The organism is Kitasatospora sp. NPDC001309 (assembly GCF_042896295.1).
In the GTDB taxonomy this organism is placed as follows: Bacteria; Actinomycetota; Actinomycetes; order Streptomycetales; family Streptomycetaceae; genus Kitasatospora.
On the sequence record NZ_JBIAXC010000064.1, the window covers coordinates 33,289 to 47,334 of the forward strand.

Below are 14,046 nucleotides of genomic sequence, written 5' to 3' on the forward strand. Positions count from 1 at the left end.
GCCCGGGACCGACCCGGCCGGGGCCGGTCCCGGCGCCGACCGGTACGTCGGAGGGGCCCGCCGACACGCGGTCGGCGGGCCCCACCGCAGTGGTGTCAGGCCCGGTCGCAGGCCTGGGCGCGCAGGGCGCGGGCCAGGTCGTCCCGGCGCTCCAGCACCAGCCGGCGCAGCGCCGGCGCGGCCTGCGGGTGGCCGTCCAGCCAGGTGTCCGCCTCGGCCAGGGTGTGCTCGTCGGTCTGGGCGATCGGGAAGAAGCCGCCGACGATCCGCATCGCGATCTCGATGGTCCGCTCCGCCCAGACCTTCTCCAGCAGCTTGAAGTACGGCGCCGCGTAGAGGGCGGTCAGGTCGCGCTGGGCGGGGATCGCGAAGCCCGCGCTGTTGGCCTCGACCAGGGCGCTCGGCAGCTCGTCCGAGTCGATCACGGCCGACCAGGCGGCGGCCTTGGCCTCCGGGGTGGGCCGGGCGGCCAGGCACTGGGTGTACTGGCGCTTGCCGCCGGCGGTGTTGTCGGCGGCCAGCTCCCCGGCGAGCTCCTCGTCGCCGGCCTGTCCGGCGGCGGCCAGGGCCAGCCACAGCGCCCAGCGCAGCTCCTGGTCGACCTCCAGGCCGTCGATCCGGGCGCTGCCGGCCAGCAGCCCGCGGACCAGGCCGAGGTGCTCGGCGCCGCCCGCGGTCTGGGCCAGGAAGCGGGCCCAGGCGAGCTGGTGGTCGCTGCCGGGGACGGCCCCGCGCAGCTCGCGCAGGGCGCCGTCGGCGAGCCGGCGGGCGCCCTCGGCGCGCCACTCGGGGGCGGCGTACAGGTCGACGGCGGTCTTGGCCTGGGCGTGCAGCGACTGCAGCACGCCGATGTTGCCCTCCTGGCCGGCGAAGCGCAGCACCAGGGCGACGTAGTCGCGGGCCGGCATCAGGCCGTCCCGGGTGAGGTTCCAGACCGCGGACCAGGCGAGCGCCCGGGCCAGCTCGTCGCGGATGTCGCCGAGGCCGGTGCGCAGGGCCTCCAGCGAGTCGGCGTCGAAGCGGATCTTGCAGTAGGTGAGGTCCTCGTCGTTGAGCAGGACCAGGTCGGGGCGCTGACGGCCGACGGCCTCGGCGACGACGGTGCGGGCGCCGGTGACGTCCAGCTCGATCCGCTCGGTGCGCAGCAGGGCGCCGTCGGCGTCCCGGTCGTACAGGCCGACGGCGATCCGGTGCGGGCGCAGGACATCGCCGTCCTGGAGGACGGCGAGTTCGGTGATCCGGCCCTCGGCGTCGGTGGTGACCTGCGGGGTGAGCGCGTTGACGCCGGCGGTCTGCAGCCAGGCGGCGGCCCAGCTCTTGAGGTCGCGGCCGCTGGTCTCCTCCAGCACGCCCAGCAGGTCGCCGAGTTCGGTGTTGCCGAAGGCGTGCCGCTTGAAGTAGCGGCGGGCGCCCTCGAAGAAGGCCTCCGAGCCGACGTAGGCGACCAGCTGCTTGAGGACGGAGGCGCCCTTGGCGTAGGTGATGCCGTCGAAGTTGAGCTTGGCGTCCTCGAGGTCGCGGATGTCGGCGGTGATCGGGTGGGTGGTGGGGAACTGGTCCTGCCGGTAGGCCCAGGCCTTGCGCTGGTTGGCGAAGGTGACCCAGGCGGAGGAGTAGCGGGTGCGGGCGCCGATCAGGCCGTAGGAGCCCATGAAGTCGGCGAAGGACTCCTTGAGCCACAGGTCGTCCCACCAGCGCGGGGTGACCAGGTCGCCGAACCACATGTGCGCCATCTCGTGCAGGACGACGTTGGCGCGGGACTCGTAGGCGGCGTCGGTGACCTTCGAGCGGAAGACGAACTCCTCCTTGAAGGTCACGCAGCCCGGGTTCTCCATCGCGCCGATGTTGTACTCGGGGACGAAGGCCTGGTCGTACTTGCCGAAGGGGTACGGGTAGTCGAACTCCTCGTGGAAGAAGTCGAGTCCGAGCTTGGTGACGCCGAGGATCTCCTCCGCGTCGAAGTGCGGGGCGAGCGAGCGGCGGCAGAGCGCGGAGAGCGGGATCTCCAGGGTGGTGCCGTCGGCGAGTTCGCGGCTGTAGTGGTCGGTGACCACGTGGTAGGGGCCGGCCACCACGGCGGTGAGGTAGGTGGAGATCGGCTTGGTCGGCGCGAACTCCCAGGTGCGGGTGTCGCCCTGGGCGGTGACGTTCTCGTGCACGGCGTTGGAGCGCACGTCCCAGGCGGCGGGGGCGGTCACCGTGAAGGTGAACGGGGCCTTGAGGTCGGGCTGTTCGAAGGTCGCGAACACCCGGCGGGCGTCGGCCGGCTCGTAGTGGGTGTAGAGGTAGGTCTCGCCGTCGGCGGGGTCGACGAAGCGGTGCAGGCCCTCGCCGGTGCGGCTGTAGGCGCAGTCGGCCTCGACGGTGAGGACGTTCTCGGCGGCCAGCCCGTCGATGTGCACCCGGGCGCCGTCGTAGGCGGTGGCCGGGTCCAGGGCGCGGCCGTTGAGGGTGACCGAGCGGACGGCGGGGGCCAGCAGGTCGAGGAAGGTGGCGGCGCCGGGCCGGTCGCAGCGGAAGGCGACGGTGGTGGTGGAGCGGAAGGTGGCGGCCGCCGGGTCGGGGGCCGAGCTCACGTCCAGCCGGACGCTGTAGCCGTCGACGGCCAGGACGCCGGCTCGCTGCTGTGCTTCCTCGCGGCTCAGGTTCTTGCCCGGCACGGCGGTACTCCTTTGTCCGGCCCGCACGGTGGTGCGTGCGTGGATGGTGCGGATCGGTGCGCGGTGTGCATCGCGCACGCAGGGGCATCCTTTCACGCCCGCCCCGGCCGGTACCATTGCACAGCCCGTCGCGTCCGGGGCCGGAATCAGCGGCGGCGCGCGGGTGTTGGGGTCCGGGTGGGGGCGACATCCCCTGCCTCGGAACACCTCACGAAGGACGAGACCCAGTGACGACTGCCGCTGAGCGCAAGACCGCCGACTTCTGGTTCGACCCGGCCTGCCCGTGGGCGTGGATGACGTCCCGCTGGCTGATCGAGGTCCAGCAGCTGCGTCCGGTCGACGTGCGCTGGCACGTGATGAGCCTGTCGGTGCTCAACGAGCACCGCGACCTGCCGCAGAGCTACCGCGAGCTGCTGGACAACGCCTGGGGCGCGGTGCGGGTCTGCGTCGCGGCCGCCCAGGAGCACGGCGACGAGGTGCTGGGCCGGCTGTACACCGAGCTGGGCCTGCGCTTCCACAACCAGGGCCTGCCGCAGAACCGGGAGACCGTCGAGGCCGCCCTGGTGGCCGCGGGCCTGCCCGTCGAGCTGGCGGACGCGGCCGGCACCGACGCGTACGACGAGGCCCTGCGCGCCTCCCACAAGGAGGGCATCACCCTGGTCGGCGAGGACGTCGGCACCCCGGTGATCGCGGTGGAGGGCGCGGACGGCGACCGGGTCGCCTTCTTCGGCCCGGTGGTCACCCCGGCCCCCAAGGGCGAGGCCGCGGCCCGGCTGTGGGACGGCACCCTGCTGGTGGCCTCCACCCCGGGTTTCTACGAGATCAAGCGCACCCGCACGGCCGGCCCGTCCTTCGAGTAGGCCCGGGCGGGCACGGCGAAGGCCCCGTACCCCGTGGGTACCGGGCCTTCGCCGTACGGGGCCTTCGCCGTCGTCCGTCAGCCGTCCGTCAGCGTGCCGCGGCCGCGTCCCGGCGCTGCTTGAGCAGCCCGGCCCCGCTCAGCAGGACGACCAGCACCCCGGCCGCGTACAGCTGCTGGCGGTTGCCCTCGGTGGTGGTCATCAGGGCGAGGATGCCGGCCACGGCGGCCGTCGCGACCCAGGTCAGGTACGGGTAGCCCCACATCTTCACGGTGAGCAGCTCGGGCGCCTCGCGCTCCAGCCGGCGGCGCATCCGCAGCTGGACGACGCAGATGAACAGCCAGACCACCAGGATGGCGACGCCGGTGGTGTTCATCAGCCAGGTGAACACGGTGTCCGGCCAGAACTTGGCGGCCAGCACGGCGCCGAAGCCGAACAGGCAGGAGGCCAGCACGGCCCGGCGCGGCACCCCGCCGGACACCTTGGCCAGCGCCTTGGGGCCCTGGCCGCGGCCGACCAGCGAGTACGCCATCCGGGAGGCGCCGTAGATGTTGGCGTTCATCGCGGACAGCAGCGCGATCAGCACCACCACCTCCATGATCGTCCCGGCCCCGGGCACCCCGAGGTGGCGCAGCACCGTGACGTACGGGCCGTCGGCGACGACCGACGGGTCCTTCCAGGAGACCAGGGTGACCACCAGGGCCATCGAGCCGATGTAGAAGATCGCGATCCGCCACACCGCGGTGCGCACCGCGTTGGCGACGTTCTTCTTGGGGTCGTCCGACTCGGCCGCGGCGATGGTGACCGTCTCCAGGCCGCCGTACGCGAAGACCGAGGCGAGCAGGCCGACGATCAGCCCGCTGACGCCGGTGGGCAGGAAGCCGCCCTGGCCGGTGAGGTTGGTGCTGCCGGGGGCGCCGGGGCCGATCACGCCGGCGACGCCGAGCCCGCCGATGACCAGGAAGGCGATGATCGCGGCGACCTTGACGGTGGCGAACCAGAACTCGAACTCGCCGAAGTTCTTCACCGCGGTGAGGTTGCTGGCGCAGAAGAAGACCATGAACAGGGCGACCCAGACCCAGGCGGAGACCCCGGGGACCCAGCCGTTGACGATCTTCCCGGCGGCGGTGGCCTCGGCGGCGACGCCGCAGCAGAGCATCACCCAGTACATCCAGCCGGCCGTGATCCCGGCCCAGGGGCCGATCTCCTTCTCGGCGTGCACCGAGAAGGAGCCGGAGGCCGGGCGGGCGGCGGACATCTCGCCGAGCATCCGCATGATCAGCATGACCAGCAGGCCGGAGAGGGTGAAGGCGAGGATGATCGCCGGCCCGGCGGCCGCGATGCCGGCGCCGGAGCCCACGAACAGGCCGGCGCCGATGACGCCGCCGAGGGCGATCATCGACAGGTGGCGCTGCTTGAGTCCGTGGCTGAGCTGCTGGCCACCGGACGGCGGGGGAGCCTCGGTGGTCCCGGGCGCCTGGGGCGCGGAGGTGGGGGCCATAGGGGTGGATCCAGACTGTGCGGAATGCGGCATGAGCTGTCCAATATCCGGGGACCCCGCTGTTCCTGCCAACGATGTCCGCCGCGGGCCCACCATGCGGACCGGGTGGTCACCGTGCGTGGCGGCCGGTTCGCCGAGAGTCGCCCGGAGCCGGTTCCGACAAGCTTCGTGGGCGGTGCTTTGTCCGAAACCGTGGCATCGGCGCGGTGGATCACCGCGTAGGTTCACAGGTGTTCACTCACCTGGACCTCACGGAGGAACCCCGATGGCCACTGCCACCACCCCGACAGCGCGTCGCGCCGTCCTCGCCGACCTGCTGCCCGCCGCCTCGACCCGCCTCGGCACCCAGGTCCGCGACCTCGCCCTGGTGGTCGGCGGCGCCGCGCTGACCGGTGTGGCCGCCCAGCTGTCGGTCAACGTGCCCGGCTCGCCGGTGCCGGTCACCGGCCAGACCTTCGCCGCCCTGCTGGTCGGCACCGCGCTGGGCGCCCGCCGCGGCGTCGCCTCGCTCGCGCTCTACCTGCTGGCCGGCGCGGCCGGCCTGCCCTGGTTCGCCGAGGGCACCTCCGGCTGGGCCATGCCGTCCTTCGGCTACGTGCTCGGCTTCGTCCTCGCCGCCGCCCTGACCGGCGCGCTGGCCCGCCGCGGCGCCGACCGCTCCCCGCTGAACACCGCGGTGACGATGGCGCTGGGCAGCCTGGCCATCTACGCCGTCGGCGTCCCGTACCTGGCGTTCAGCCTGCACGTCCCGCTGGCCCGCGCCGCCGAACTGGGCCTCTACCCGTACCTGGTCGGCGACGCGCTCAAGGCCGCCTTCGCCGCCGGCGCGCTGCCGCTCGCCTGGAAGCTGCTCGGCCGCCGCTGAGACCCGGACCCCCCGTTGTCGGGCCCGGGCGCACCCGCATGCCACACTCATGGCATGCGCGTGTACCTGGGCTCCGACCATGCCGGATACGAACTGAAGAACCACCTCGTGGAGTGGCTCAAGGGGGCCGGCCACGAGCCGGTCGACTGCGGGCCGCACATCTACGACGCCGAGGACGACTACCCGCCGTTCTGCCTGCGCGCCGCCGAGCGCACCGCCGCCGACGCGGACGCCCTCGGCATCGTGATCGGCGGCTCGGGCAACGGTGAGGCGATCGCCGCCAACAAGGTCAAGGGCGTCCGTGCGGCGCTGGCCTGGAGCGTGCAGACCGCCGAGCTCGGCCGTCAGCACAACAACGCCAACGTCATCTCCATCGGCGGCCGGATGCACACCGAGGACGAGGCCACCGAGTTCGTCGAGGTCTTCCTCAAGACCCCCTACAGCGGCGAGGCCCGGCACACCCGCCGGATCGAGATGCTGAGCGAGTACGAGACCACCGGCGAGCTCCCGCCGATCCCGGCCCACCACCCCCAGGGCTGATCCACCCGCCACCGACGGCCGGCCGCACCCTCCCGTGCGGCCGGCCGTCGCCGTCCGCGCGGCCCCCGGCGGCTGTGTCGTCGGCCACAGGCGCCCGCGCGCCCGCAGCTGCGCACGCGGGGCGCACGCGCCGCCCGCCGGCGCCGTACGCCCAACCGGCGCACGCCTCCTGACGGCGTGCCCGCCACCGGCCCGATCGGCCGAAACCCGCTGAGCGGCCCGCGCGCCGGGGCCGCCGCCCGCCCCCGGACCGTCGACGCCGGGCCGCACCCGTGGATAGGGTCGGACCCCATGGCTGGCAGACCGCCGGGCGCACCGCCCCAGACGACTGCGACGAGGCCCGGCGCCGCCCCGGCGTCCGAGCCCGTGACGGCCCGGCTGCGCAAGAGGCTCCGCCGGGCCCGCCGAAGGCTGCGCACGGCCGGTGTCGACTACTTCCGCGGCGGCGCCGCCGACTGGCCGGTGCTCTGCGCGCTGGCCCTGCTCGTCCCGCTGATGATCCTGCTCAACATCTGGATCCCGGACTGGGCCCCGCCCACCACCCTGGTCCTGCCGATCCTGGCCGGCGCGCTGCTGCTGCGCCCCGGCTCCCTGGTGGTGCTGTACGCGCTGGCCGCCCTCGGGCTGTCCGCCGAGTCCGTGATCCACACCGGCCAGCGGGTCGCCAGCGACAACCCGGAGGCCTACGTCTACGGCGTCACCCCCGGCGCGGCCCTGGTGGTCGGCGCCGCCGGGGTCGGCGGCCTGCTGCTGGCCCAGTTCCGGGCCCGGGTCGGCGTCCCCTGGTGGGGCGGCTCCACCATGCTGTTCGACCTGCGCGAGCGGCTGCGGGTGCAGAGCCGGGTGCCCGAGCTGCCGGCCGGCTGGCACGCCGACATGGCGCTGCGCCCGGCCGGCGGCCAGTCCTTCTCCGGCGACTTCGTGGTGGCCGCCCGCACCGGCCCCGGCCAGCGGCTGCTGGAGGTGGTCCTCGCGGACGTCTCCGGCAAGGGCATGGACGCGGGCTCGCGGGCCCTGCTGCTGTCCGGCGCCTTCGGCGGCCTGGTCGGCTCGCTGCCCGCGCACGACTTCCTGCCCGCCGCCAACGGCTACCTGCTGCGCCAGTCCTGGGAGGAGGGCTTCGCCACCGCCGTCCACCTGGTGCTGGACCTGGACAGCGGCGAGTACGAACTGCTCTCGGCCGGGCACCTGCCGGGCATGCAGCGGCTGGCCGGCGAGGGGCGCTGGGAGATCAAGGAGGCCGAGGGCCCGCTGCTCGGGATCTACGACGGCGCCAAGTTCGACGGCGTGCGCGGCCGGCTGAACCGGGGCGACGTGCTGATGCTGTGCACCGACGGCATGGTCGAGGAGCCCGGCCGGGACCTCGCCGAGGGCATGGACCGGCTGATGGGGGAGGCCGACCGGCTGGTCCCCGGCGGCGCCCCCGGCAGCGGTGCGGGCGCGGCGGGCGCGCTGATCGAGACGGTCGCCCGGGACATCAACGACGACCGGGCCGTACTGCTGCTCTGGCGCGACTGAGGCGGCTGTCCGCGTCATGTGCCACCGGCAGGGCCGTCGTGTCAAGCCTGGCAGCTGATCTTCGGCCATATCGGACGGCCCGTCGGCTGAGCGGATCCGCGACCTCCGCTCCACGTCCCCGGGCGTTTCCCGGCCGCTCAGCAGCGCCCCGCCGACGATTCGTCAGAACGGCTCCGCTATCGTCCCGGTCGGCGGAAACTCGTCCCGCAGCGCAGGATGTCGACGTCGGGCCGACTGTCAGACCTTTACGCAATCGGCACGGTCGACCACACTGAGTCCGGGCGGGACTGTTCAGGATTCGGGGGATGGGGGGCGACACGTGCGGCACACCAGACAGCGGGCCGGTGCGCGTTCCTCGGCCGGCGCTGTGCCGGACGGTCCGCGATTCCGCCTCGGGACCGTCGGACAGGCCGGGGTCCGGCTTCGCAGGTGCCGCCGGGCGGCGGCGCCACGCTATGAAACGAGGAAGTGAGTCCGGGTGGCACTCTCCGTCTCCGCGCTGGTCCTGTTCGCGATCCTGTGCATCATCTTCATCCGGAACAAGCAGCTGAAGATCCCGCACGCGATCGTCGCCGCCCTGTTCGGCTTCATGCTGCACGAGACCACGATGGCGACCTCCATCAACTCCCTGCTGGCCAACCTGGCGCACAGCATCTCCAGCATCACGGGGGGCTGACCCGGCCGGGCCGGACGGATCCCTCGCGCCCCGGAGGCGAGCGGGCGAGCAGCAGCTACCGGCCGGCCCTCCGGGCCTCCCGCCAGCGGGCGAACAGTCCCCGGGGGCGCGTCGCCGCCGGGGCCGGGGCACGCGCCGGCACGGGTGCCGGGGCGCCCGTCGGCGCGGCCGGGGCCGGTGCCGCCCGCTCCGCCGTCAGCAGCACGAACAGCCGCGCCCAGCACAGCCGTTCGCCGCGCGGCCAGTCCAGCGCGCGCAGCGCCGCGGAGGCCGCCTCCGACACCTCGCCGCCCACCCGGACCTCGGCGACGTCGTCGCCCGCCTTCCCGCCCAGGAAGAGCTTCACCCCGACCGGTCCCGGCCCGGTCAGCTCCCGCTCCAGGGCCGGCGCCAGCGCGGGCAGCACCCGGTGCTCGGCGAGCCAGGCCGCCAGGTGCTCGTTGCCGAAGCCGAACACCGCCGCCGGCCCCTGCACCGCCCGCCAGCCCGGGAGTTCGGGCAGGTTCGGGCGGTCGGCGTGGATCCCGCGCCCGTCGGCCAGCTCGACCAGCACCGAGGCGGTGGTGGTCGCCCACATCTTCACCGCGTTGGCGAGCTTCTCCTCCTCGGTCTTGCCGAGGCCGGGTGCGCAGTCCCACACCACCGGGGCGTCCGCCCGGCCCAGGTGGAGCACGAAGCCGAGGTCCACGTGCCCGGCGCCGCCGTCCTCCCCGGGGTGCTCGCGCACCGCCACCGCGGTGGTCCCGGGGCCGCGTACCACCTCGCCGTCCGGGTGGAAGTCCTGGCCCAGTCGTGCCATCTCCCGGACCACACAGCGCTGTATGACCGCCAGTCGCTCCTGCGGACCCACGGGACTCCTCCACTCCGGGAGCGCGGCGCCACGGGTCGCGCTCGAACTGCGCTCGAACGCCGCCGAGGCTATCGGCCCGACCGCCGTGCGGGAAACCGTGCGGACGCCTTCTCCCTGCGGTCGCGGATTTGTCCGGAATGCCCCACTTTGGGGAGCGGAACCCGACAGCCGCCCGCCTGGAGAGCCCGCATGGCCCGCACCGCCCCGACGCCCCCCGTGCCCCACCCGGCCGCCCTGGCGGACCTGCTCGCGGGCCCGGACGGCTCCGGCCTGGTCGCCGAGGTGGAGGCCTACCTCGCCTCGCTGCCCGCCCCCGCGCGCACCCCCGGACCGTACGTCTGCCGCTACGGGAGCGTCCTGCGCCCCTGGCACGCCGGCCACCCGGAGCCCCGGGCCACCCTGCTCGACCGGGCGCTGCGCCGCCCCGCCCGGCCCGTCCCGGTCACCGCCGCCGACCACCTGCGGCTCGCCTCCCGCTACATCGGCGTCCACGGCTGGCTGCAGGGCGCGATGTGGGACGCCACCGGGCGGGTCTGCCTGCTCGGCGCCCAGGCCGCCGTCCTGGCGTACGGCTACGGCACCCCGGCGACCGTGCGGGCCGGCCGGGTCCAGCTGATGGAGGTGCTGCACGCCACCGGCCGCCCGGCGCGCTCCCCGGACGAGTACAACGACCGCCCCGCCACCCGGGAGGGCGACGTCCACCTGCTGCTCGACCGGGCCGCCGCCCGGGCCGCCCGGCTGGGGCTCTGAGGCGCCGCACGGGCCCGGGAACGCCGACGGCCCCGGTGCGCTGGGCGCACCGGGGCCGGGCCGGAAGAGCGGGTGACGAGAATCGAACTCGCGTGACTAGTTTGGAAGACTAGGGCTCTACCATTGAGCTACACCCGCGCGAAGCCGCCGACCGTTCCCGGTCGGAAGTTCGGGGGACAGCGTACCCGCTCCGGTCCCTTCCGTGCACACCGCACTCCGCGCGCACCCCCTTCCGCGATGCTCCCGCCGTGCCCCGAATAAGTCGACGAGCCGTACAGGCCCGGCGTGTACGCTTCCTCTCGGCACCACGGGGTGTGGCGCAGTTTGGTAGCGCGTCCGCTTTGGGAGCGGAAGGCCGTCGGTTCGAATCCGGTCACCCCGACAGTGCGGCAGGGTCTCGCCCACCGGGGCGGGGCCCTGTTCTGTTCGGGCGGTACGGTGGCGCCTGGCGTCCGCCTTTCGTGGTACCGGTAGGATGGGGCGCTGGCGGTAGTCCCTGTGGCGTCAACCCAGGTCAACCGCCCGAGGGCGAGGAGTCAAGCTCACCGTCCACCCACACGGGAGATGCAGCTCCAACCGCCCATCGCCCGTCTCGTCCGACCCACCCGTACCGGCTCCGGCCGGGCGTGCGGGCCGGGCGGAGACAACCTGACCGCAAGCCCCTAGGAGACCTAACCGTGAAGAGCGCCGTCGAGACTCTGAACCCGACCCGGGTTCGACTCACCGTCGAGGTGCCCTTCGAGGAGCTCAAGCCCAGCCTCGACGCGGCGTACAAGAAGATCAACCAGCAGGTCACGGTTCCGGGCTTCCGCAAGGGCAAGATCCCGGCTCGCGTCATCGACCAGCGCTTCGGCCGCGGTGCCGTGCTGGAGGAGGCCGTCAACGACGCCCTGCCGCGCTTCTACACGCAGGCCGTCGACGAGGGCAAGATCGAGGTCCTCGGCCAGCCCGACATCACCAACATCGAGGGTGTCGAGAAGATCGCCGACGGTGGTGACCTCAAGTTCACCGCCGAGGTGGACATCCGCCCGGAGATCACCCTGCCGGAGTTCTCCTCCATCGAGGTGACCGTCGACCCGATCGTCGTCTCCGACGAGGACATCGAGAAGTCCCTCGAGCAGCTGCGCGAGCGCTTCTCCTCGGTCAAGGACGTCGAGCGCGCCGCCGCCGAGGGCGACATCGTGGTCGTCGACCTGATCGCCAAGGTCGACGGCGAGGTGCCGGACGACGGCACCGCCACGGGCGTCAGCTACGAGATCGGCTCGGGCCGCCTCATCGACGGCATCGACGAGGCCGTGCTCGGCCTGTCGGCCGGCGCGGAGAAGACCTTCGAGACCGAGCTCAAGGGTGGCACCCAGGCCGGCAAGACCTCCGAGGTCACCGTCACCGTCACGGCCGTCCAGGAGAAGGAGCTGCCGGAGCTGGACGACGAGTTCGCCCAGCTGGCCAGCGAGTTCGACAGCCTGGAGGACCTGCGTGCCGACTCCCGCAAGCGCCTGGAGCGCATGAAGGAGTACGACCAGGCCACCCAGGCCCAGGAGAAGGTCCTCGACGCGCTGCTCACGCTGGTTGAGATCGAGTACCCCGAGAAGCTCCTGAAGGACGAGATCGAGACCCGCAAGCACAACCTCGAGCACCACCAGCTCGAGCCGATGGGTCTGAACATCGACACCTACCTGGAGACCCAGGGCAAGTCCCGCGAGGAGTGGGAGGCGGAGATCGAGGAGCAGGCGAAGAAGGGCATCAAGACCCAGTTCGTCCTGGACCAGATCGTCGCCAACGAGGAGCTGGGGGTCAACCAGGAGGAGCTCACCGAGCACCTCATCCGCCGTGCGGCCGGCTCCGGCCTCACCCCGGACCAGTTCGCCCAGCAGGTCGTCCAGGGCGGTCAGGTTCCGCTGCTGGTCGGCGAGGTCGCCCGCGGCAAGGCGCTGGCCACCGTGGTCGAGGCCGCCAAGGTCGTCGACACCGAGGGCAACGAGATCAACTTCGACGACGAGGACGAGACGGCCGAGACCGTCGAGGCCGCCGCCGAGGAGAAGACCGAGGAGAGCACCGAGGCCTGAGTGCCCCGGTAGCCCCCTGAGGCGCTGCAACGGGCCCGGACGCCGCTACGGCGTCCGGGCCCGTCGTCGTCCCACCGCGCACCCGGGTGCCCCCGCGACCCTGCGCTCACAGCGAACAGTTCTGCGTGAGGGATTCTGCGGCCGGGCCTGCGCGTTAGGGTCCTTGGACAGCAACAATCACGACGTGATACCCGGAAGCTGTGCGACACCGTGACGGCCGCCCGGCGACCGTCCACATCGACTGAGCAGGTGGCTAAGTGACGTTCCCGCAGATGCAGATGGGCCCGATGGCGCCGCACGCCGCCTCTGGTGACGTGCTCGGCGGCCTGGGTGACCAGGTCTACAACCGGCTGCTCAACGAGCGGATCATCTTCCTCGGCCAGCAGGTCGACGACGACATCGCCAACAAGATCACCGCGCAGCTGCTGCTGCTGGCCGCGGACCCCGAGAAGGACATCTTCCTCTACATCAACTCCCCGGGCGGCTCGATCTCGGCGGGCATGGCGATCTACGACACCATGCAGTACATCAAGAACGACGTCGTCACCATCGCCATGGGCATGGCCGCCTCGATGGGTCAGTTCCTGCTGACCGCCGGCGCCAAGGGCAAGCGCTTCTCGCTGCCGAACGCCAACATCCTGATGCACCAGCCCTCCGCGGGCCTCGGCGGCTCCGCCACGGACATCCGCATCCAGGCCGAGCAGCTGCTCCGCACCAAGAAGCGGATGTCCGAGCTGATCGCCTTCCACAGCGGCCAGTCCTTCGAGCAGATCACCCGGGACTCCGACCGCGACCGCTGGTTCACCCCGGAGGAGGCCCTGGAGTACGGCCTCATCGACGCGATCATGCACAGCGCCGCGGACGTCCCCGGCGGCGGCGGCACGGGCGCCTGAGCCTCGGCCCGGCCCACGAGACCACAGCCACAACGCCCCGGAGGACAAGAACCCCCATGAACATCCCCAGCCTGTCGGCCGCCAAGGCCCGCGTCGAGGACATGCGCGCCGAGGGTCGCTACATCGTCCCGCGCTTCGTCGAGCGCACCACGCAGGGCATCCGCGAGTACGACCCGTACGCCAAGCTGTTCGAGGAGCGCATCATCTTCCTCGGCTCGCAGGTCGACGACGTCTCGGCGAACGACATCATGGCGCAGCTGCTGTGCCTGGAGTCGATGGACCCGGACCGCGAGATCCAGATGTACATCAACTCGCCCGGCGGCTCGTTCACGGCCCTGACGGCCATCTACGACACCATGCAGTACGTCAAGCCGGACATCACCACGGTCTGCATGGGCCAGGCGGCCTCCGCCGCGGCCGTGCTGCTCGCCGCCGGCACCCCCGGCAAGCGGATGGCGCTGCCGAACGCCCGCATCCTGATCCACCAGCCGTACACCGAGACCGGCCGCGGCCAGGTGTCCGACCTGGAGATCCAGGCCAAGGAGATCTTCCGGATGCGCGAGCAGCTGGAGCAGATGCTCTCCAAGCACTCCAACAAGCCGGTGGAGCAGGTGCGCGAGGACATCGAGCGCGACAAGATCCTGACCGCCGAGGAGGCCCTGGAGTACGGCCTGGTGGACCAGATCATCTCGACCCGCAAGACCTCGCTGACCTCCTGAGGCCGGTTCCGTCGGGGGGGGGGGGGCCCCCCGGTGGGGGGCCCCCCCCCCCCCCGCGGGGGGGGCGGGGGCGCCCCCCGGGGGGGTTAAAATAGCCCCCGGCGGTGGGGCGAACCCCCCGACAGGTCGGGAAAACGCGCCCCGCCCA

12 protein-coding genes and 2 tRNA genes are annotated in these 14,046 nt (G+C 72.8%); 10 read left to right on the forward strand and 4 right to left on the reverse strand.

The window, feature by feature from the left end; all coding sequences use genetic code 11:
* Window positions 1–95 precede the first annotated feature (95 nt).
* Window positions 96–2,660, reverse strand: a complete 2,565-nt coding sequence (gene pepN / locus ACFY2K_RS39405) for an aminopeptidase N (protein ID WP_375893137.1) — start codon at window positions 2,658–2,660, stop codon at window positions 96–98.
* 227 nt (window positions 2,661–2,887) lie between these two features.
* Between pepN and ACFY2K_RS39410 the strand changes: the two genes are divergently transcribed.
* On the forward strand, window positions 2,888–3,520 hold the full coding sequence (locus ACFY2K_RS39410; protein ID WP_380524784.1) for a DsbA family protein: 633 nt from the start codon (window positions 2,888–2,890) through the stop codon (window positions 3,518–3,520).
* An 88-nt stretch (window positions 3,521–3,608) separates the two neighbouring features.
* On the opposite strand, the gene ACFY2K_RS39415 is transcribed toward ACFY2K_RS39410, so the two are convergent.
* A complete protein-coding gene (locus ACFY2K_RS39415) occupies window positions 3,609–5,021 on the reverse strand; it encodes an amino acid permease (protein ID WP_375893076.1) in 1,413 nt (470 codons plus the stop codon).
* Window positions 5,022–5,286: 265 nt separating this feature from the next.
* Here ACFY2K_RS39415 and ACFY2K_RS39420 point away from each other — a divergent pair, with 265 nt between their 5' ends.
* The 4 genes from ACFY2K_RS39420 (at window position 5,287) to ACFY2K_RS39435 (ending at window position 8,620) form a co-directional block, all read left to right on the forward strand.
* Window positions 5,287–5,886, forward strand: coding sequence for a biotin transporter BioY (locus ACFY2K_RS39420; protein WP_380524786.1), 600 nt, complete (start codon window positions 5,287–5,289; stop codon window positions 5,884–5,886).
* Between the two features lie 54 nt (window positions 5,887–5,940).
* On the forward strand, window positions 5,941–6,426 hold the full coding sequence (locus ACFY2K_RS39425; RefSeq protein ID WP_375893080.1) for a ribose-5-phosphate isomerase: 486 nt from the start codon (window positions 5,941–5,943) through the stop codon (window positions 6,424–6,426).
* Window positions 6,427–6,717: 291 nt separating this feature from the next.
* Window positions 6,718–7,944, forward strand: a complete 1,227-nt coding sequence (locus ACFY2K_RS39430) for a PP2C family protein-serine/threonine phosphatase (RefSeq protein WP_375893082.1) — start codon at window positions 6,718–6,720, stop codon at window positions 7,942–7,944.
* Between the two features lie 478 nt (window positions 7,945–8,422).
* Window positions 8,423–8,620, forward strand: a complete 198-nt coding sequence (locus tag ACFY2K_RS39435) for a hypothetical protein (RefSeq protein ID WP_188304780.1) — start codon at window positions 8,423–8,425, stop codon at window positions 8,618–8,620.
* Between the two features lie 55 nt (window positions 8,621–8,675).
* Here ACFY2K_RS39435 and ACFY2K_RS39440 read toward each other — a convergent pair whose 3' ends face one another.
* Window positions 8,676–9,419 (reverse strand): DUF6348 family protein, encoded by a 744-nt coding sequence (locus tag ACFY2K_RS39440; protein WP_375893084.1) that lies wholly within the window; start codon window positions 9,417–9,419, stop codon window positions 8,676–8,678.
* A 240-nt stretch (window positions 9,420–9,659) separates the two neighbouring features.
* Between ACFY2K_RS39440 and ACFY2K_RS39445 the strand changes: the two genes are divergently transcribed.
* Window positions 9,660–10,220, forward strand: coding sequence for a hypothetical protein (locus tag ACFY2K_RS39445; protein ID WP_380524789.1), 561 nt, complete (start codon window positions 9,660–9,662; stop codon window positions 10,218–10,220).
* Window positions 10,221–10,287: 67 nt separating this feature from the next.
* On the opposite strand, the gene ACFY2K_RS39450 is transcribed toward ACFY2K_RS39445, so the two are convergent.
* A tRNA-Gly gene (locus ACFY2K_RS39450) sits at window positions 10,288–10,358 on the reverse strand.
* Between the two features lie 170 nt (window positions 10,359–10,528).
* Between ACFY2K_RS39450 and ACFY2K_RS39455 the strand changes: the two genes are divergently transcribed.
* The 4 genes from ACFY2K_RS39455 to ACFY2K_RS39470 all read left to right on the forward strand — a co-directional run bounded on the left by ACFY2K_RS39455 (window position 10,529) and on the right by ACFY2K_RS39470 (window position 13,898).
* Window positions 10,529–10,602 (forward strand) — tRNA-Pro (locus ACFY2K_RS39455).
* Between the two features lie 295 nt (window positions 10,603–10,897).
* The gene (gene tig / locus ACFY2K_RS39460; RefSeq protein WP_380403547.1) at window positions 10,898–12,286 is read left to right on the forward strand and encodes a trigger factor; all 1,389 of its coding nucleotides are present in this window, start codon (window positions 10,898–10,900) and stop codon (window positions 12,284–12,286) included.
* Window positions 12,287–12,564: 278 nt separating this feature from the next.
* On the forward strand, window positions 12,565–13,179 hold the full coding sequence (locus ACFY2K_RS39465) for an ATP-dependent Clp protease proteolytic subunit (protein ID WP_329931219.1): 615 nt from the start codon (window positions 12,565–12,567) through the stop codon (window positions 13,177–13,179).
* A 56-nt stretch (window positions 13,180–13,235) separates the two neighbouring features.
* On the forward strand, window positions 13,236–13,898 hold the full coding sequence (locus ACFY2K_RS39470; RefSeq protein WP_375893090.1) for an ATP-dependent Clp protease proteolytic subunit: 663 nt from the start codon (window positions 13,236–13,238) through the stop codon (window positions 13,896–13,898).
* Window positions 13,899–14,046: the final 148 nt, after the last annotated feature.

Coding starts and splice junctions, on each gene's coding strand:
- ACFY2K_RS39440 (WP_375893084.1), bottom strand. CDS start 9,419: ATGGCACGACTGGGCCAGGACTTCCACCCGGACGGCGAGGTGGTACGC.
- ACFY2K_RS39430 (WP_375893082.1), top strand. CDS start 6,718: ATGGCTGGCAGACCGCCGGGCGCACCGCCCCAGACGACTGCGACGAGG.
- ACFY2K_RS39465 (WP_329931219.1), top strand. CDS start 12,565: ATGGGCCCGATGGCGCCGCACGCCGCCTCTGGTGACGTGCTCGGCGGC.
- ACFY2K_RS39425 (WP_375893080.1), top strand. CDS start 5,941: ATGCGCGTGTACCTGGGCTCCGACCATGCCGGATACGAACTGAAGAAC.
- ACFY2K_RS39420 (WP_380524786.1), top strand. CDS start 5,287: ATGGCCACTGCCACCACCCCGACAGCGCGTCGCGCCGTCCTCGCCGAC.
- ACFY2K_RS39415 (WP_375893076.1), bottom strand. CDS start 5,021: ATGGCCCCCACCTCCGCGCCCCAGGCGCCCGGGACCACCGAGGCTCCC.
- ACFY2K_RS39445 (WP_380524789.1), top strand. CDS start 9,660: ATGGCCCGCACCGCCCCGACGCCCCCCGTGCCCCACCCGGCCGCCCTG.
- ACFY2K_RS39470 (WP_375893090.1), top strand. CDS start 13,236: ATGAACATCCCCAGCCTGTCGGCCGCCAAGGCCCGCGTCGAGGACATG.